Source organism: Candidatus Vondammii sp. HM_W22 (assembly GCF_022530855.2).
Lineage (GTDB): Bacteria > Pseudomonadota > Gammaproteobacteria > Chromatiales > Chromatiaceae > Vondammii.
The window spans coordinates 1,591,221-1,610,926 of record NZ_CP099567.1 but is presented as its reverse complement, the minus strand read 5'-3'; the positions used below and the strand labels follow the sequence as shown (position 1 = coordinate 1,610,926).

The 19,706-nt window shown below is 49.7% G+C and carries 11 protein-coding genes, 1 pseudogene and 1 riboswitch; of the genes and pseudogenes, 8 read left to right on the top strand and 4 right to left on the bottom strand.

What is annotated here, in order from left to right; translation table 11 throughout:
- Nucleotides 1–12: 12 nt before the first annotated feature.
- Complete coding sequence (gene btuB / locus MN084_RS08945) at nt 13–1,869, bottom strand: TonB-dependent vitamin B12 receptor (protein WP_241087194.1); 1,857 nt, start codon at nt 1,867–1,869, stop codon at nt 13–15.
- A gap of 327 nt (nt 1,870–2,196) precedes the next feature.
- A riboswitch (cobalamin riboswitch) is annotated at nt 2,197–2,393 on the bottom strand.
- 519 nt (nt 2,394–2,912) lie between these two features.
- Here btuB and MN084_RS08940 point away from each other — a divergent pair.
- From MN084_RS08940 to MN084_RS08915, 6 genes are all read left to right on the top strand, one after another.
- The gene (locus MN084_RS08940) at nt 2,913–3,872 is read left to right on the top strand and encodes a hypothetical protein (RefSeq protein WP_241087195.1); all 960 of its coding nucleotides are present in this window, start codon (nt 2,913–2,915) and stop codon (nt 3,870–3,872) included.
- 21 nt (nt 3,873–3,893) lie between these two features.
- On the top strand, nt 3,894–4,379 hold the full coding sequence (locus MN084_RS08935) for a hypothetical protein (RefSeq protein WP_330178490.1): 486 nt from the start codon (nt 3,894–3,896) through the stop codon (nt 4,377–4,379).
- Nucleotides 4,380–4,507: 128 nt separating this feature from the next.
- On the top strand, nt 4,508–6,016 hold the full coding sequence (locus MN084_RS08930; protein WP_330178489.1) for a hypothetical protein: 1,509 nt from the start codon (nt 4,508–4,510) through the stop codon (nt 6,014–6,016).
- 814 nt (nt 6,017–6,830) lie between these two features.
- Nucleotides 6,831–11,807, top strand: coding sequence for an SPOR domain-containing protein (locus tag MN084_RS08925; protein ID WP_241087198.1), 4,977 nt, complete (start codon nt 6,831–6,833; stop codon nt 11,805–11,807).
- A gap of 101 nt (nt 11,808–11,908) precedes the next feature.
- Nucleotides 11,909–13,264 (top strand): hypothetical protein, encoded by a 1,356-nt coding sequence (locus tag MN084_RS08920; protein ID WP_241087199.1) that lies wholly within the window; start codon nt 11,909–11,911, stop codon nt 13,262–13,264.
- A 266-nt stretch (nt 13,265–13,530) separates the two neighbouring features.
- Complete coding sequence (locus tag MN084_RS08915) at nt 13,531–13,716, top strand: hypothetical protein (RefSeq protein ID WP_241087394.1); 186 nt, start codon at nt 13,531–13,533, stop codon at nt 13,714–13,716.
- 1,499 nt (nt 13,717–15,215) lie between these two features.
- Here MN084_RS08915 and MN084_RS08910 read toward each other — a convergent pair.
- From MN084_RS08910 to MN084_RS08900, 3 genes and pseudogenes are all read right to left on the bottom strand, one after another.
- Nucleotides 15,216–16,838 (bottom strand): annotated as a pseudogene (locus MN084_RS08910) (Rne/Rng family ribonuclease); the annotation flags it as partial.
- A gap of 495 nt (nt 16,839–17,333) precedes the next feature.
- Nucleotides 17,334–17,921: a transposase gene (locus tag MN084_RS08905; RefSeq protein WP_330178488.1), complete on the bottom strand. Its 588-nt coding sequence runs from the start codon at nt 17,919–17,921 to the stop codon at nt 17,334–17,336.
- A complete protein-coding gene (locus tag MN084_RS08900; protein ID WP_330178487.1) occupies nt 17,884–18,090 on the bottom strand; it encodes a transposase in 207 nt (68 codons plus the stop codon). The genes MN084_RS08905 and MN084_RS08900 overlap by 38 nt, the downstream gene beginning before the upstream one ends.
- A gap of 153 nt (nt 18,091–18,243) precedes the next feature.
- On the opposite strand from MN084_RS08900, the gene MN084_RS08895 reads away from it, so the two are divergent.
- Both MN084_RS08895 and MN084_RS08890 read left to right on the top strand, forming a co-directional pair.
- Entirely contained in the window at nt 18,244–18,387 is a 144-nt protein-coding gene (locus MN084_RS08895) for a hypothetical protein (protein WP_330178486.1), read from the top strand.
- An 860-nt stretch (nt 18,388–19,247) separates the two neighbouring features.
- Nucleotides 19,248–19,385, top strand: a complete 138-nt coding sequence (locus tag MN084_RS08890; protein WP_241087204.1) for a hypothetical protein — start codon at nt 19,248–19,250, stop codon at nt 19,383–19,385.
- Nucleotides 19,386–19,706 lie beyond the last annotated feature (321 nt).

The following is a 19,706-nucleotide window of genomic DNA, read 5'->3' as shown; positions in this document are numbered from 1 at the left end:
GTCGATATAACTTTAGGGTTGATAAATCAGCGTCAACATATAGTTTCTGCCATCCTGGGGATAGAAGGAGGCTGTCTCATAATCCTTGTCGAGCAGATTTCCCAACCGGGCCTGAAGACGCCAGCTCCTGGTAATCTCATATTCACCCCGTAGATCAATAATGCCATAACCGTCGATTCTTCGGCTATTGGCGAGATCGTCGTAGCGGCCACTCTCTGCAAGCAGAGTCGCACCAAGACTGTATTGGTAAAAGTCGCGGTCGATATCGATGCGAAGGCTTCTCTTGGGGCGGCGGGGAAGGGTGTTGTTATTGTTTGCGCCTGACGTTTTATTTCGTGGGTCCAGCAGGGTGATATCACTCTTTAATTGCCACTCTACAATGCTTGTTGTCAGGCTGAACTCAAGGCCATGGATCAGCGCTTTATTAATGTTGTTGGCGGTAAACAGGGCGGCATCATAGGCGATAAGATCATCTATCTCGGTACGGAACAGATTTGCTGACCAATAGAACCGGCCACTGTCGCCGGAGAGTCCAATATCAAAACTGTTGGAACTTTCCGGCAGAATGTTGGGGTTACCATAGAAGGGAAAATAGAGTTCGTTGAATGTTGGTGCCTTGAAAGCGGTGCCGTAAGATGTGGTGACCCTGATACCACTGTCAAAGCCGTAGCCCCATGCGATGCTGCCGGTGGTTTTTCCGCCAAACTGCTCATTGTCATCCCGGCGCAGATTGAGCTGAAGGTCGTGCTTGTGGAAACTGCCGAGGTATTGACTGAAGACCCCTTTATTCTCTCTGGAACTGACCGGATAGAGGGTGGTGCTTTCGATCTCTTCCTGCTGATAGTCGAAACCGAGTGTGATCAGCTGATCTTCATTTATCGCCAGATCATTCTGCAGTGAGAAAGTATCTCTGGTGGTGTTGAACTTGCTGGCAAAGGTGCCGTTCAGAAAGTTGTTGGATTGATCAATGCTTCGCCCCGCGTTAAACGTAACGGCTAACGCTTCTGTGGGTGATGCCTTGATGTGTCCGCCAAACAGCCGGGTCCGGTCCTCGGACTTATTCTGAAATGAACCGTCGAACTCTGTGTTGTTGTCCGCCTGTAAAAAAATGCCGCCGATTTCAATGCCGTTGTTCAATCGGTATCCGAAGTTCATGCTGCCGCTGATGTTTTTGTAACCATCATCGTCTGGTTCAATAGTGTAGCAACCCGCAGTGAGCGATCCTGAGCATGAATTGAATCCATTGCTGTTTTCACCGCCCAGATGAATGTTATACCAGCCCTGATCATCTCCCCCCGCGATAGCGGCACTGATTTTTCCGGTGTTATGACTCCCCGCGGAGATGGAGAATGTAGAACCGTAGACGCCCTTGTTTCCGCCGGTGAAAATTTGAATGACACCGCCGATCGCCTCGGATCCGTATAGGCCTGACCGGGGACCGCGGACTATCTCGATACGCTCGATCAGATCGAGTGGGATATGCTGAAGCGGGATAGCCCCCGATGTTGCAGAGCCAATTTTTATGCCATCTATTATAACCAGAATATGGTCTGATTCTGTGCCGCGCATGAACAGCGATGTGGCTTTTCCTGCGCCTCCATTGTTGGTAATTCCGATGCCTGTCACACCTCGCAGCAACTCCTGTACATTGCGTACCTGCAACCGATTGATATCTTCTTTTGTAATAACGGTAACCGATGCCAGTGTTTCATCCGCTGTTTTCACCGTTCGCGTGGCGGTGATATTGATTGCATCTGCATTGAGGTGCTGTTGTTCACTGGAGTATCCAGATGCTGCGGGAATCGATGTGATCATTGCGCTGACGAGCAGGCTTTGCCGTATGGTGAAATACGGCTTTTTTTCTTTCATGGTTTTCATTGTGAACTATCCCCATTCAGCCCTGTGAAGTGCGTGCATGTAAAAAATAATGCACGGCACTGCCGACTGATCCCGATAGATCCGGGTGCAGTGATAGTTGAGCTAAAGAGGTGCTGGAATATGAAACAGCAGGCCTCCTCATGGCCGCACATTGCTATGCGCGAGACCAGTGGTGACATCTGTGCCTGTTTGAGGGTGCGATACTGGCTTTGGTAGCCGGTATCCCAGATAGACCACAAACAAGCGCCAGTTGTCTACTGGCCCGCCTGAATGCGTCAGCTAACGGATTACCGCTCTATCGAATACCCCGTACGATAGAAATGCGACGCTGTGACGGCAGGTCTCCTGACTTACGGATAATCATCCCTCTCTGCCTTCCCGGCCCGTTTGGGTCAGTGGCACTGAAGAGAGGAACTACTCGTTTACAGTTGCGGGAACAGCCAAGGAATTACGAATTCTCGCTACACCTTGTTCCCTTTTTACCCCCTGGCGGGGACCGCTACGCGAGAGATTCTTACAAGAAATAGTGGCTATAGCAATATAATTTAGTGAACGGATCCATGTGGGAGTGTGTAGATTGATATTGGCATTTCTGAGTAGAGGTTAGAAATGTAGCAACAATTTCCAGCTTGAGATAGTTTTCATCGCTGAGTCATATGTCTATCGTTAAGAGATTTGTTAATTAAGTTATTTTATCGGGATTGGCAATATATAGGCGACCGAAGATCAAGTGCGTTTTGGGGACCGGGATGTCCCAAAACGCATCACGATATCGAAGACACACTTGGAAGATGCCACCATTAATTCCGATGGACTGAAGTGATATTTGCTCCAAAAAATATGGGTACAGTCTGGATAATGTCAGGTTTTTATTGTTGACATTACTGGAATGGATCTTATACTGGAACGGATCTTAAATAAATTATGGCACGGTTGCTGCTAGCTTAGGCTGGCTGCTGGCTGCAGCACCGCACTTGATACTGCTGTGTATGTGAGGTGTTCCTTTGGGTCTTAGACTTATTGGTGTTTTGTGTTTGCTGGCCCATTCCATTGCTGGATATGCGCTTTCTCCGGCTGGGCTTGAAGTAAAAAATGTTGCGACCCTGAAAGGCTCTGTGGCCGGAGTAATGGTTCAGGTTAGCAGTTCAGCCGTGTTCAGGGTTGAGGAGATAATTCGGCTCACGAATACTTGGCTGGATGGCTCGTCGGTCAGTGTTAAAACGCCGGATCTTGAAAGAGCTTTGACCTTTAGCCTGACCAATACAGGTAATGGTGACGAAGCATTCAGTTTGTCGTGGGTATCTCAGGCGGCAGGCATTGATGATTTTGATCCGTTGGATCTGGTTATGTGGCTAGAAGATAACGGTATCGCAGGGTTGCAAATGGACGGTATTGGCCCGGATGTTGTGTATGCGAGCGGTGTTAACGATCCTCTGCTGGGTGCGGATAAATCACTTGTCTATTATGTGGTTGCGGATATTCCAGATAAGCTTGGCTACGGCGATGAAGGTATTGCCGGTGTGGAGGCTGCGTCACTTACGTCAGGGGCCGCAGGTGGCAATTTGGGTAGTGTGTTGACGGGGATGGGGCACGATGGTGTTGATGCCATTGTAGCAATGAAAGGCGGCGCGCGAGCAGAGGCAAATGGGGTGTACGAAACGGCCGACTCACGGGTTGATGTTGCAAAGGAGATTATTACCACCGTTGACAAGTTTGGAAGCAGTATTTTTATGCCGGAAACCGAGGTTGGCTACCGCATTACTATTAAGGTGATGGGTGCTATGGCTAAAGATTTGGTTATAACTGACCCGGTGCCGAATGGCACGTCTTTTGTGCGCGGCTCGGTAATGGTAGATGGTGTTGCGCAGACCGATGTGGATGACGCGGATAGTGCCGATTTCGACAGTACCACGAGTAAGGCTGTTGTCGTCAAGCTGGGCGATGTTGCCGGTGGGACTGCGCGTGTTGTGGAATTAAAAGTGGCAATAAAGTAGGTAGGTTTTAATATGAAAAACATGATGATAAAGCGTTTGTGTCTGCTGATCGTTCTGGCGCCGAGCGCGATGGCCACGCTGGCGGATAAGGGACAGATAAGGCTGAAGAATGTGGCGCATAAAGAGATTGTGCAGATCAATGAAAAGGGTAAGAAAGTGGTAAAGCAGGTCTCTGTAGCAAAGGTTCTGCCCGGTGAAACCATTATTTATACCTCTACTTTTAGCAATGTCGGTGCTGAGATGGCCACAGACATTATTATCGATAACCCTGTCCCCGACAATATGGTGTATCTGCCGCTTAGCGCCGCGGGGAAAAATACGCGGGTATTTTTTTCTATTGATGGCGGTAAAAGCTATGGGGTTCCATCTGAGCTTGTCATGGTCAAGCCAAATGGTGCAAAGCGTCAAGCACGCCCTGATGAATATACACATATTCGTTGGAAATATAAGGGAGTATTGCCAGCAGGTGATGCTGGTTTGGTTAGTTTTCGAGCGAAACTGCTGTAGTGGGCTGGGCGATACAGGTGGTTGTTTTGAGTGTCAGGCCTAATTAAAGTAACTTATCAAAAAATTCTATTGCGCGGACTTAATACAAATTCAAAATTTACTCTAAAATTGCAGGTAAAGGGAATGTTATGAAGAACAATACTAGTTGTCTCAGGTGTTTTTTTTGTTGTCTATTCGTGCTCGCGGCTACAGGGCTATATTCCGTCTCAGCATTGGCGAGCGGTACCGATGCGGGTACGATCATCTCCAACTTTGCAACCCTGGATTTTAAGATTGGAGGTGTGCCTCAAGATGATATTGTCAGCTCGCCTGCGGGGAATGATAATCCAGATCTCAGCTCAGGGGACGCGGGTGCGAAGACCACAAGCTTCATGGTGGATCGCAAACTTGATCTATTGGTTACCACAGACAATAACGATCATGTGTTGGTTACTCCTGGACAGGCAACGGCCGCGCTTGCCTATATCGTCACAAACCAGAGTAATGCAGTTAGTGGCGATCTAAGTATCAAACTGATGGCGGTTCACAGCAAAAATCCAACTGGTTTTACTGTGGGTGTGGATAATTTCGATGTTAAAAATAACGTCATTAAGTATTACCTGGATAAGAATAAGGACAAGGTCTATGACGCGGCAGATACTGAGCTGCCTACCGTCGATGGTGTGGCGACACTGGGTGATGTAGAACCTGATGAGAGCTATTATGTCTTTGTGGTTGCGGGTATCGACACGGTTAGCCGACTGGTTATCGACAATCCAGGGATCGCAGATGCTAGCGGAGTCAATGGCTCAATCTCTGCTTTGTCACTGGTGGCACAAGTTGCCGAAAGTAATGGCACGATAATTGACCACGATAACAACAATCATGTCAGTCCAGGTGGTTTAGCAATAAACATAGAGGCTGATAATCAAGCTGTTCAGGACAATGTCTTTGCAGACAACAGGGCGATTGGAGATCCAACGTTGGTAACGGGGAGTGTGGCAGATACTATCAGTGACGAGGATCTAACCTATGACTTTGTAATGCCTGGCGACCCACATGAGGCCAGTATAGTCGGGAAAGACGCCCCCTCCAACGGTCAGGCATCAGACACTTCGGCATTTAAAATTGCAACTGCGGTAATTGACCTGAAAAAGTCGGTCGTCACATTCTGTGATGACATAAACGGTACCTCCAACCCGAGGTCTATTCCCGGTGCTTATAAGCGATACAGTCTAACGGTTACAAATGCGACGACTGCAACGGCTTCGGCGATACTTACAACACTTAAAGATACGTTGCAGGCAGTGGCTATAACATTCGATGCCGATTTGCTTGATGGTTCTGGTGTGCCGTCAATGAATGTCTGTGCAGGCAGTCGCGCAACAAGTGCGGATGGACAAGGCTTCAAAGTAAGCTGTGGTGACGAGGTGCCGACAACAACCGGCTTGGATAGATCTGCCCGTTCATGTGTAGCTACACCAGCGTTTTTTACCAGCATCGATGATACTGATGGTGCTGATCATAATGGTGACACCAATGGTGGTCTTGTCTCTCTGGATTATGAAAAGTTGCTACCTTCAGACTCAGATCATAAGGATGGTGAACTGGCACCTGGTGAGTCAGTTACGGTTGAGTTCCAAGTTCGAATTAACTAAGTTCTTTTATACATACACCGGACTATATAGACATGCATAAGACTGCAGCGGTGCGGTGTGTTCTATGCCCGCTGCTTGCTGTGCGGGGCCATGTAGGGCGAAGCGAGGAATGCCTGGTTAAGCCAGGGAGGTAGAGCTGTAGAGGCCGCACTTGTTCCCGTTGTGCGGTTTGTAGGCATGCAGTGTTGTAGAAGGGGGAGAAACAGCAGTAGGGATTAGGAGATAGCGCAGTGCAGGAAGGGAGACAAAGTAGGCTACTGAACACGGTGTCCAGCCATTTTCTGAAGTGTGCCGTAGTCTGCGCCAAATGAAGCGATGGTATGGCGAAGCGGCACGTACGCAGAGTGGCCGTGGTAACAATAGGTTGTCGAAAATCGGGTGCGTTTTAGGGATTCTGATGTCCCAAAACGCATCACGAGATCGAAGATATGCTTGGAGGGGATTCGGGCTTTGTAACGGGCGATTAAGGAGGAGTTGCGGCGCTCTTCTGGCTCTGATGCTCTCTCTGCTTGCCGTATCCAGCCTGGAAGCCGCAACGCCACCTGACACGCAGATAACCAACACCGTAAAGGTATCAACCGATAACGTGGTCAGTGGTGACTTATCTGTATCCGTTAGCTTTACTACCGCCAAACGCGTGCCAGCAGCTATCCGCTTTCTTCAGCAGGCTTTGAGCTCTGGATCCAGCCAGTCTTCTGTTAGCCTTCCCACCACTTATTGTCGCGAGACAGGGAAGGCTTTTGAGCCTATTCAGCTGGCAACCCCTGCTAAGGTATCACTGAGACCACCCAATGCCTACCTTTCGGGAGAGGTGATGTTCATTGAGATCAGTGATTTCGATCAGAACATTGACCCATTGATCAAAGAAACGGTGATTGTCACGGTCACCAGTAGTTCGGGAGACAGAGAAAGGCTGAGATTAACCGAGACGGATGTCAGCAGCGGTGTATTTTTGGGCGGTATTCAGACAAAAAAATCGCCATCTGTCAGAGGCAATTGCCAGCTTGATGTCGGTAGTCGGGATATGCTCTTGATTGCTTACGAGGACAAGTATGATCCTCTCGATACCGTAACCGAAAATATGCTGATAGACCCCTTCGGTAAACTATTCGATAGTGAAACTGGCGACCTCATTAATAATGCCACCGTGACGTTGATGGATGCCGGTACTCAACAGCAGGCGGTTATCTACAGCCCCAACGGTATTGATCGTTGGCCTGCCACTGTTGTTACCGGGGAATCGGTAACTGATACAGCCGGCGTGATTTTCGTCACCAACCCGGGCGAGTATCGCTTTCCATCGGTTCTTGCCGGCGACTATTACATTGTTGTCTCTGCACCTAAAAACTATCGTTTTCCATCAACGCGTAGTGACAGTGAACTGCAGATGCTGCCAGGAGCTCCATGGGTATTGGGTACGGGCTCCCGGGGCCGAAATTTTCGTGTGTCTGCCGGTCCGGCGGTGCAACTGGATATACCTCTGGATCCCGCTAGGGGTGGGCTGTGGCTGAAAAAAACCGCATCGTTCTCTACCGCCAGTATCGGTGATTTCATTCAATATCAGGTAGAGGTAAAAAATGCTAATGCCACAGCTGTCAGGCAGGTATCGATTGTCGATAGACTACCCCGTGGATTTCGTTACCAGGCAGATTCCCTGCGGGTCAATAAGGTAAAGGTGGGCAATCCGACCATCGAAGGAGATGGCCGTACGCTGAATATTGTGCTGGATGACATGAATCCTCAACAAACTTTGAATATCAGTTATGTGCTGGAAGTAACCGCCGGAAGCCCTATTGGAAAGGCAGTGAACAAGGTCTGGTCAACGACTCCTAATGTGTCTTCGAATGTGGCCGAGGCAGTAATTGAGGTGAAACAAGAGCTATTTGCAGAGAAGAGTTTTTTGATCGGTCGTGTGTTTGTAGGCGCATGCCAGCCGGACAAGCCGGAAAAGGACATGCGCGAAGGGGTGGCAAATGTGCGCCTGTATCTGGAGGATGGCAGCTATGTAGTGACAGATGAAGAAGGGCGTTGGCATATGGACGATATTGAGCCGGGAACTCATGTGCTAAGGCTTGATGAGATCTCTCTGCCAAACGGTTTTACGATTAATCACTGCCAGAAAACTGCACGCAATCACGATGGTGGCGGTTCCCGTTTTGTGCGCCTGGAACCCGGCAGCCTGTGGCGTGAGGATTTTCATATTACCATCGTGGAAGGCTCAAGGCAGACAGGTTCCATTGACACGGAAACGGAGCATTTTTTAAGCGAAGAGGTCAGTCAGCGTACACCAGAATACGACAGCACTTGGTTAGAGAAAGAGCAGGGGGTTGAACCTCTTGAAATACTTTGGCCACCAGCACGCTTCACTCCGGCCATCAAATCTATAGATATCGCCGTGAGGCATCTGGGCAGGCAGCGCTTGGTGCTGTTAATGAATGGTGCAACTATATCTCCGCTTTTGTATGAAGGGAAAATTGGTAGCAAGAAAAATAAGCTTGCCATCAGCCTCTGGAAGGGAGTGGATATACCTGATGGCACCAGCGAGATTACAGCGATCCTCATGGAGGAGGATGGTGCTGAAATGGCCCGAATAACTCGTAAAGCTCACTTTTCCGGCGGGCCATACAAGGCTGAATTTATAGCGGAAAAATCCCGCTTGGTGGCAGATGGCAAGACACCTCCGCTGATTGCCGTCAGGCTAACCGACAAAAGTGGCTTTCACGTCAGGCCTGGCGTCGTTGCCAATTTCACAGTCCGGGCACCGTACTTGCCTTGGGGTTTGAATCGGGATGGCGGGCAATTAACTGGCCAGGATACACGCCCGATTTACCGGATTAAGGAAGACGGCATTGCCTATATTCCTCTCAAGCCCACCACCGACTCAGGCGAAGTGAAGATCACTTTGCCGATGAGCCACAACCGCTCAGAGACTATCAATGTTTGGCTGGAGGGGGATGGCCGTGATTGGATTATGGTGGGCCTTGCCCGAACTGGCTGGAATCAGGAAAAAATCCGCCACAGTACCGAAAGCATGGCAGCGGATGAGCGTGATGCGTGGCATCGTGATGACGGCAGGGTGGCCTTTTTTGCCAAAGGTCGAATTAAGGGTGAATATCTGCTGACAGCGGCCTATGATTCAGCTAAAAAAAGCAGCAAAACCCCGGACGGCTTTGGCAGCGTCATAGACCCGGACAAGTACTACACTCTCTATGGCGATAACACGGAACGGCAGTTCGAGGCGAGCAGCTCGCGAAAACTATTTTTGAAACTTGAGAAAAAGCAGTTTTATGCCCTCTTTGGCGATTACCATACCGGTTTGAGTAAGACTGACCTAGCAAACTATAATCGTACGTTCAACGGCTTTAAGATGGAACTGAAGACGGATCATCTGTCGCTTAAGCTATTTGCCAGCGAGACAGCTCTGGCCCATGTCCGAGACGAAATTCCCGGCAATGGCACCTCTGGTCGTTATTTTCTGAGTCGTAAGAATATTGTGAAAAACAGTGATGTCGTCACTCTCGAAGTACGCGACCGTTACCAGACAGGCCGAATGATCAGCTCCACGCCTCTATCTCGTCATGTGGACTACGATCTGGATGCGGACGATGGTTCACTGGTATTCAACCAGATCGTCAATGTGCGGGATGACTATTTTAATCCAGTTTATATTATCGTCGATTATGAAACGGAAGATGACCGGGAAGAGGCGCTTGTAGTCGGTGGCCGTGCTGCGGTTTCCACCGCGGATGACCGGTATGAACTGGGGAGCACCTATATTGAGGAAAACAACAAGGGCTTCGAGGCAAAGCTCTACGGGATTGACGCCACTGTTCGTGTCAACGATGCGCTGGAGCTCAGGGCGGAGATTGCAAGGACGGATACGGCGCAAGACGGTATAGCTTCGGCGTGGCAATTGGAAGGAGAGTTGAGCGATGGTGCTGTAACGTCGGAGATTTATGTCCGCCAGACGGAGGCGGGCTATGGCGGCCTTGGGCAACAGAATGCCAGCGAGGTGGGAACGCTCAAACAGGGCGGTAGGGTTGTCTGGCAACTGACCGAGAGCATCGGTTTGCAAGCGAATGCCGATCGACAGCAACAACTGAGCAGCCAGCGGGAAAATCGTACTGTCAGCACGGAATTGGTGCAAAGTGGCTCACAGCATACTGCACGCCTGGGGGTTCGCTGGGCGGAGGATGTCAGTATTGAAGGAGACGAGAACCTGTCAGAGTTGATTACTGGGGATCTGGCTTGGGCGATAACGGATAAATTGACCACCAGCGTTGGGGTGGAATTACCTTTCAGCGGCAAAGATGACAGTGAGGCACGCTCCTCACGCTACCGGGCAGGTGCCGACTATGCTCTGACTCAAAGGATTAATTTCTTTGTTGAACAGGAGTGGACATCGGGAGGCGAAAAAGCAGAAAAGACCCGCTTGGGTTTGCGTACCACCCCTTGGGCGGGCGGCCAGTTCGATATTGGTATTGACCACACAGTGAACAGCGACGAGAACAGCCTCGCTGCAACCAGCGCACTCATGCAGAAGTGGCAGATCAACGAGCAGTGGAGTGCGGATGTCAGCTTAGAGCAGGGCCAGAGTATTCGCAGCAGTCTTACGGATTTTGGTAGTGCTTCCACCACCGATAATGATGGAGAGGATTTTACCACGGCCTCGCTGGGGCTGGGTTGGCACGATGGTGGTTGGGCATGGAGCGGTCTGATGGAGTATAGATATGCCACTGATGATCAGGTCAATGTCCGTACTACCTTGCTTAAGCAATTAGAGAAAGGCAGTAGTGTATTCGGTGAGCTGCAATGGCGAAAAACAAGTACAGATGCTAGCCAGAGCGAGGAGAATACGCTTTCATTGGGTTATGTCAACCGGACCAGGCAGGATATAAAACTGTTTCATCAGTTGGATTACCGTTATGAACATACTCGACAGGAGAGTGGAAATATCCGCTCACGCAAGTTGATTGCCAACAACCATATTAATTATACTGGCTTCGAAAGTAGCCAGTTGGCTTTGCAATATGGCGGTAAATATGTGTCAATAAACGTTGATGGTGATGAATATAGCGGTTATACAGACCTGATGGGTTTGCAATTTCGTCATGACCTGAATGAAAAATGGGATCTTGGTGTGCATGGTGGTGTGCTCAACTCTTGGAATAGCGGTAATCACAGTTTTTCTTATGGAATGTCGGTTGGCTATTCACCTATTAACGGTGTATGGCTGGAACTCGGTTACAATTGGAAAGGTTTTCGGGATGAAGATTTCAGGGGTAGCGAATATACCAGTGCAGGCCCGTGGTTTGGTATCAACATGAAATTTGATGAAACAACTATTCGGCGAATGACCAGTAAGGTTAGCCGCCAAGCAATTTTGCCGGTACCGGTTGCACCGGCGCACAGACAGCCTGCTGTACCCGCTGAGTTGCAAGTTACCGGCATTCTATCATCAGCCAAGCCGAAGGTAACGCTTTCCCCAGCAGCACATCTAGTCGCAAGCTCGAGTTGTCGAGTGGTCCAGCTAGGATCATTCAACGGGATCGATAATGCGCAGGCACTGCTTGGGCGGCTTGTTGACATACCTGCGTTTATAATTGGGGGTCAACCGGAAGAGGAAGGGAGTGATAGGCTTTACCGCGTAATGTCGGGACCGTATGATAAACAACAGGTTGCCGCAACACAAAAGAAGCTCACGGAACAGGGGATTGCCAAGGTGTGGGTCAGGAATGTTCCCTGTCACATGTTAACTTCCAGAGTTGAGTGCCACGGGTACCCTTATTGATGATGACCGAACCAATAGACACTAAACTGTTGCATTTAATCTGCATTGGTATTTGCTTCTTTTCCACGCAGTCGGCGTACGCTTGGCGTATAGAGTCCGATATGGCGACTCTTGTCGACGGCAACAGCACTTTTACCACTGTTACTTTTCGTCAGACTTACCCGGTACCACCCCTGGTTTTCGCAACGCCGACGGACGCTGGCAGTGACCCTGCCGTCCTGCGTATTCGAAATGTGACTACTACGGACTTTCAAGTCATTGCAGTTGAAGCCTCCGGCAGCGACGGGGTGCATCAGGCCATGACGTTCGCCTACATCGCGGTCGAACCTGGCTCGCACACCTTCCCGGATGGGACGCAAATTGAGGCGTTTGCTAGTCCCACAACTAGTGTTCAGCATGGTATTTTCCTCTTGCCCAGCACGGGGCCGGCAGAAGCATGGGATATTGTGAACTATCCCAACGCTTTTTCCTCCAGACCGGTGGTGCTTAGTATGATCCAAGGTATGGCTAACGAGACGGGGACCGTACCGGGAGGGCAATCCATCCCCTTCCTTTCGGTGGCGATGAGGAGCGTGACCAGCGATGGATTATCTCTCGCGCTGCAGCGTGCCGAATCCTATTCCGGTACTGTAACGAATAGCGAGGTAATTGGTGTGTTGGCTATCCAGGACATCGGTACCACGAACTTTATCGATAATTTGATGAGTTCTACCTTGCGTCTCGAGACACTGTATACGGCTGTTGACATCTTGGGCTGGGGTGATTGCATCACGACCTCCTTTGCAAGCCCATATGTCAGCAATCCGCTGGTGACGGCAACTATGGTTACGCTCCATGGTGATAATGGAGGCTGGATTAGACGATGCAGCTTGAGTACGAGCCAAGTGGGATTAGTCGTGGACGAGGATGTTGATATGGACACCGAACGTGAGCACGTCCCTGAGCAAGCCGCAGTGATAATTTTCAGCCGTGCTTTCGATGCGGACTTTTTTCCCCATATCGAGTTGTCCAAGGTTGTGCAGACGGTGTTGGACGACGTTAATGGTACAATCTTTCCCAAAGCTATACCCGGTGCGACAGTTGAATATAGCATTGAGGTTGGCAACCAAGGTTTGGGGAGGACTGACCAGAACAGTGTCGTAATTAGTGATAATATCCCTTCCGAACTCGCGTTGGTTGTCAGCGATATCGGCGCTGTCGGTTCCGGTCCGATGCTCTTTCTAGATGGAGCGACCACCAGTGGCCTCAGCTACACCTTTTCCTCACTGAGCAGTCTCACGGATGATATCGAGTTCTCACGGAACGGAATTAACTTCAATTACGTACCGGTTGATTCGGGTAATGGAACCGATCCCTTGATCAGCCATGTTAGGGTGACTCTGCAGGGTAGATTCAATCAAGCAACGCCAGTGGGCAGACCAAATTTTCGGCTACGATTCCGGGCGCAGGTGCAATAGGGGTCTACTGGCAATTCGTGACAGCAACAGTCATGGCGGGAGTTTATAACAAGCTTGCATTTATTTTTATGCGACAGGAGATATTGGTCGGGTGGATTGAGATCGACTCAACAACAGGGGATGAACCGAAAGGCGGATAACAGAGCCGAATGATGAATCAGCTACAGAAATAGGCGCAGTGTGGTGCGTCTTCCACCTTCTGATGAGGTAATGGAATCTGCGCTCAACGGCTTCCCGCATGTTCCGTCTTGAAACCAACCTTGTCAATGCTCGTATTTTGGTACAGTGCTACGGAAAGCGGGATGCTTGGTTTCCCTCCGGTTCCATTGGAAACTGATGAGATGGATGGCCTTTATGAGCTGCTTTATACTCACCGGCCCCATCCTGCCTACGGCGGTAAAAGTCCCACTTGGGAGATGATTCGTTTCTCCATCCTTATTATGCGTGGTTAGGATGAAAAGACTGAATCCTCCAGCCATTGGCTCTCTGAACATTGGCCCGCTTGAAATGATGATGAAGACAGGTCGCGGCATACCCCGGGACCAGTGATGAAGAGATGCTTAACTTGGAACTTTGGCTGAAGTCCAACGGCTTTCAGCCGTTGGGCACCACCGACTTATGAATTGATCAGAGGCTCCCTAATAATGACCAATCGGGTATCTTTTGTCGGATGACGCTGTGTGTCAGAAAGTCCCTGATAGTAACCTCTGCCAATTTGTCCTAGGGAATACACTGGTTCATCTTAACCCAGCAGTTGTTTTTATCCAGTGCTGCTTGAAAAGGCCAATCAAATTCGGCGAGGGGATTTGTTTATGGCTGTGATGATCGGATCATAGATGCACGCTCTTCGGTGGATTTGGATGGTTTTCCGTATGCTGTTATGCCTGATACGGCATCTTTACGGAAACAACATCAAAGAGTTATGGTTTATGATCAGGCTCTAACTACTTTCAGGGTATTATAGAAAAGCTCTGGAAGCTGCTTGTCAGCTGGCAGTGACCAGTGAATAGGCCCTTTAAGGTGATGAATGGCCAAGAGGGCCACTCATCATGTTGGTTGCTACTCCTGTTTGGTTCCTCCTTCGGGTCTGTTCTCCAGTTTTGGCACTTTTGGTGTTTCAGTCCTAGCATGAGTTTTTTTTTCAGCTATCGGAGCTGGTTTCGATTCTTCATGCTTGCTTTTAGTCTGAGGTGGTTTTGCTTCCTGAACTTTGCCTTGAGGTTTACTCTTGGCACTGGTTTCCACTGGTTTCCACTGGCTTGGTTTGAGGCTGGCTCACAGCATTCGATTCTGAAGGCGGCTTATTTCCATCATTCTGAGCAGTGGGTTCAGTGCCCTCTGGTGTTCTGTTTTCTCTTGGTTTACGCGGGCGCCGATCACGACTTGAGGTACAGGTCCGATTTTTATTGCTGCCGGATTCCTGTTTTTGTTGATCGTTGCCAGCAGATTCAACAGCTACCGGTTGATTTTCCTGGGTTGTAGAATGATCTTCAGCGGTTTGATTTTCATCCTCCAGGCCGCTGCTTTTACGACGCCGACGACCACCTCTTCTCCCTCGGCGGGAATTGCGTCTGGTCTCTTCACTTTTATCTTGCTCATTAGACCCTACTGCCGCAAGTGTATCGCTATCCTCTATTTTCTGATCTGCTGACGGCTCATTTTTTGCGGCTTTGACTGGAGCATTTCGGGGTCTTTTTGTGCGTTGAGGCCGACGGGTGTCCGCACACTCCTTCGAACCTTTCGAATCATGCGAAGAGGACGTTCGTTTTCCCCCCTGACCTTGACGGCGACGGCCCTCGCGTGATCGGGAATCGTCACTTCTTCTGTCCGTAGACTTGGACTCTGCCTTCTTACTCTCTTCCGGTTCCTTTTCAGTTGACGAAAACAGGCTATTCCATACTTTGTGAATAAAGCCGGTACGTTCGCTCTCAGAGTCTGATTTCTGCTTTGCCCGTTGCGGAGCAGGAGCACCATGGGTAATTCGTTTCACCATGGGTTCTTCGCTTTTTGCTGCCGGAGGCTTGGCAAAATTTGGTGTTGAATCCTCAGGCTCGGGCATCATTTTGTAGCTGGCGCTTTGCTCCTGATCTGCGGGCATGTCCTGAGCCCGTATCCGCTCAATCTCATAATTAGGCGTCTGCAGATGGATATTGGGAATCAAAACCACACTAAGAGAATGGCGCTGTTCAATTTCGTGGATACTTTCACGCTTCTCATTTAGCAGAAACGTCGCCACATCAACCGGTAGCTGGGCATTAATACGGGAGGTATTCTCTTTCATCGCGTGCTCTTCGATGATTCGAAGCACCGAGAGAGCCAGAGATTCAATGCCGCGAATAAACCCATGACCCGAGCAGCGGGGGCATGCCAGCAGGCTTGCTTCTCCAAGGGAGGGGCGCAGGCGCTGGCGTGACATCTCCAGCAGGCCGAAGCGCGAGATACGGCCGATCTGTACTCTGGCACGATCCTGTTTCATCGCCTCTTTCAGGCGGTTTTCCACCTCTCGCTGATTGTGAGCTGGCGTCATATCGATGAAGTCAATGACGAACAGGCCTCCCATGTCCCTCATGCGGAGCTGACGGGCAATTTCATCGGCAGCTTCAAGATTGGTATTGAGGGCAGTCTCTTCGATATCAGCACCTTTAGTAGACCTAGCTGAGTTGATGTCGACAGAGGTTAATGCTTCGGTATGATCAATTACGATAGCGCCACCGGAAGGGAGCCGGACTTCTCTCTGGAATGCTGACTCTATCTGACTCTCTATCTGATATCGACTGAACAGCGGGACAGGATCTTCGTAATGCTTGATTTTCTTCCGGTACTGAGGCATCACCTGATCAATAAACTGACAGGCCTCTTCGTAAACAGCAGCATGGTCAATGATAATTTCACCGATATCCGCCCGTAGATAATCGCGCATGGAGCGGATAATGACATTACTCTCCTGGTAAACCAGAAACGGTGCTGCCTTCTCTTCGCATGAGATCTCAATCGCATTCCATAGCTGCAGCAGGTAGTTCAGGTCCCACTGCAGTTCCTCCTGATTCTTTCCGACACCAGCGGTACGGACAATCAGGCCCATGCCTTCAGGTATTTCAAGCTTGGACATGGCTTCACGCAGGTCGTTGCGTTCCTGTCCTTCAATGCGCCTGGAGACGCCACCGGCTCTGGGATTGTTGGGCATCAATACTAGATAACGCCCGGCGAGGGAGATAAAGGTGGTGAGAGCAGCGCCTTTGGTGCCACGCTCCTCTTTTTCCACCTGGATAACGATCTCCTGTCCCTCTTTAACCGCATCCTTGATATTGATCCGGCCACCACTCTCGCGGGCTACTTCGGTGAAGTAGCTGCGGGAGATCTCTTTCATTGGAAGGAAGCCGTGGCGGTCTGCGCCATACTCGACAAAAGCCGCTTCCAGACTAGGCTCGAGCCGGGTAATATGTCCTTTATAGATATTAGCTTTTTTCTGCTCTTTGCCAGCGGACTCAATGTCTAGATTAAATAATTTCTGGCCATCGACAATGGCCACACGCAATTCTTCAGGCTGAGTTGCGTTGATCAGCATTCGTTTCATAGTTGTATAAAATCCTTGGGCGTGCCGCCTAGCCAAGGGGTTCCAGGTTACCTGGAACCGACTCTGCACAAGGCTCTGGGAGAAGTTTATCGTCCCGTCAGCTTGAGTGCCATCAGTTCACGGTCTGTTCAATATGGCCATCTACCCGCATCAGGTAGAGACATCTTTTTTGTGAACAAAACCGGGGAAGGCGACATCGTTAATTTTTAGCCACCGCTGCTGTGCAGCGGTGCTCTGTATTTTTCTGGTCGAGATGTCTAAGGAGCCTCCGACCCAGTATCAACCAGGAGGTTCCTTAAATCATCGTTAGTCGATCTATCCCATTCCGGGAGATCGGGTTCCAGCCAGCTTTTCGATCTCAGCCAGTTCGAACCGGTATCTTAAAGTGTCTGTATCGTTTACGGTGATGGCTGACCTAGATAATCTGCCACAAAAGTCACCTCTCGCGACGAGTATAACGATTTTGTGCAGGCGCATCAATCGGACTGTTCGGGTTCAGTACCCGTGAGCCAACTCAAGCTGCCTGCATGGGTTTTTATGGTAATAACTGATTGGCGTTTCCAACCCCATACTGTCGTGAGGTCGATAGTGATTATAGGGAACCTCTAAAAAAACCGACAAAGGCCAATAGATCTCTAGCAAATCTGGAGAGCCCGGCATCTTCACGCCGGCCCTGACTTGCCCGATGCTGCGCATTAGTCGATTGGCTTGCTGGGCAAACACGTGCTCAACTCGAGCCCGAACTCTTGATCGTTTTCGGTTTGCCTCTTGTTCCCGTTCATTCAAGTGGCGTTTGCGTGTCAACTTGCGGTGAATCTGACTGCGGTAATGCGCACCCGGTAAAGCGGCTTCTCGTTTTACACTGTGGCAAGCAGAATCGGCCCAGACACTTCCAGTACTGTTATTCTCATCCAGCAGTTCCTCGAAAACCCGGCTATCCTCGGCTTTGATCTGCCTATTTTCCTCTCGCGTATTGTGTTGCCTGGGTGCTGGAGCGATAGCGGCATCTACAATCTGTCCCTTGAGAGCACTGAAGCCTGCTGCATCAATATGGATCAATAGCTTCTGAAAAGAGTTTATCAACAAGGCCCCATTTTTTCAGGCGCTCATGATATACCCATTTGGCATCGGGTACCTTATCCTCCGGGTTCAGCCCAAGAAAACGACAAAAATTATAGCGATTCTGAATGTGGAACTCTGTTTGATCATCGTTCAGGTTGAACAAATGCTGTAGGACTAACACCTTGAGCATCAGTACCGCATCGTAAGGCGGATGCCCACCTTTACTGGGATCACTGTTTTTATAAACTGAGTTCAACAATACCCGAAAAGCCTCTCGGTCTACGGTCCTTTCCAGTTTTGGCAGCGGGTCTCCTTGTTGCTCTAGGAGTTCAAGTCGGTCTTGATGATCAAAAAAACTCGGTTGTATGCTCGAGTTGAGCATGTGTTTGCCCAGCAGGCCAATCGACTAATGCGCAGCATCGGGCAAGTCAGGGCTGGCGTGAAGATGGGTATGATGAATTTGGTGTACAAGTGGCTGGCCAGCTGAAGCGAGGTATGGATATGGATGCTGCCAGAAAAATGAGCGCGAAGATGGCCGGATTCTCCTTATTTGCTAAAGACTACCGGACTTTGTCAGGTTTTTAGAGGTTCCCTTCATTTATTGCCGCTGTCCAGATTAGGTGTATGATGCTTTGGGCTAGAACTTATGATGGCGCTATCTAGCGAAGAAGAATGAAGAAAGAGGCTTTAATCTCAGTGCTGTGGATTATATCTCCAAGCCCACTCCCCCGTCCCGCTATTGTGCTGGTACGGATTCACACCTATTTCAGAACCGGGAATTGGAGGAGAAGGTCAAAGAGCGGACGGAGGAGTTACACGACACTTGAGCCACGCAGCGGAGCTCAAAGACGGCCAGACCGGCCCGCACCTAACCCGCATAAGTCACTATGCACACCTGATCGCCTAGGCACTGAATGTCAGTGATGAGTGGGCTGATCTGGTATTCAGTATAGCTCTCATGGATGACGTAGGTAAAATCGCTATTCCCGATAAAATTCTTCTGAAACTTCGGTCGGCTCAATGGCGATGAATGGGAGAAAAAGAAGATGCACTCTATGCATGGTGCGGGTATTGTTCATCAGAAGTGATGTAGATGGCAAAAGTGATGGCGTTAACCCATCATGGAAAATGAGATGGCACAGGCTATCTGACCTGGAAGGTCTGGAAGGAACGGATATCTCTCTTGTCGGTCGGATACTCGTTTTGGCGGATGCCTTCACATCAGCTAAAGTTCACGATAGCAAGGTCTTCTAGGAACTGCTGGATGAGAATAACAGTACTGGAAGTGTCTAGGCTGGTTCTGCTTACCGCCATCACATTCATCGCAAATCGACACGCAGACGCGCCTTGAATGAACGGGAGCAAGAGGCAAACCGAAAACGATCAAGAGTTCGGGTTCGAGTTGAGCATGTATTTGCCCGGCAGGCCAATCGATTGGTGCATAGCATCGGGCAAGTCAGGGCCGACGTGAAGATGGGAATTTAGTGTACAACATGTGTCGATGTGGTGTGGCTGGCCGGGTGAAGCGAGGTATGGATATGGGTGTTGCCAGAAAAATGAGCGTGAAGACACCGGGCTCTCCCTATTTGCTAGAGACTATTGGCCTTTGTCGGGTTCTTAAGAGGTTCCCTTAAGCAGAAATTGTCCAGACAAGGAGTCTTTGGACATCATCGATTGCAGTAAGGCGTAAATGGGGTTGGAAATTTTTAACTCCGATAACAAACAGGTTATCAATCCGCTTGATCGTAGATTGCGATTGATTATGCGTAGTGCACTTACATGAATTAAAATCCCTTTTTGTGAGCA

Excerpts from the sequence above, each read along its gene's own strand:
- btuB (WP_241087194.1), bottom strand. The coding sequence starts at position 1,869 with ATGAAAGAAAAAAAGCCGTATTTCACCATACGGCAAAGCCTGCTCGTC.
- MN084_RS08935 (WP_330178490.1), top strand. The coding sequence starts at position 3,894 with ATGATGATAAAGCGTTTGTGTCTGCTGATCGTTCTGGCGCCGAGCGCG.
- MN084_RS08930 (WP_330178489.1), top strand. The coding sequence starts at position 4,508 with ATGAAGAACAATACTAGTTGTCTCAGGTGTTTTTTTTGTTGTCTATTC.
- MN084_RS08925 (WP_241087198.1), top strand. The coding sequence starts at position 6,831 with ATGTTCATTGAGATCAGTGATTTCGATCAGAACATTGACCCATTGATC.
- MN084_RS08920 (WP_241087199.1), top strand. The coding sequence starts at position 11,909 with ATGGCGACTCTTGTCGACGGCAACAGCACTTTTACCACTGTTACTTTT.
- MN084_RS08915 (WP_241087394.1), top strand. The coding sequence starts at position 13,531 with ATGCTCGTATTTTGGTACAGTGCTACGGAAAGCGGGATGCTTGGTTTC.
- MN084_RS08900 (WP_330178487.1), bottom strand. The coding sequence starts at position 18,090 with ATGCTCAAGGTGTTAGTCCTACAGCATTTGTTCAACCTGAACGATGAT.
- MN084_RS08895 (WP_330178486.1), top strand. The coding sequence starts at position 18,244 with ATGATCAAAAAAACTCGGTTGTATGCTCGAGTTGAGCATGTGTTTGCC.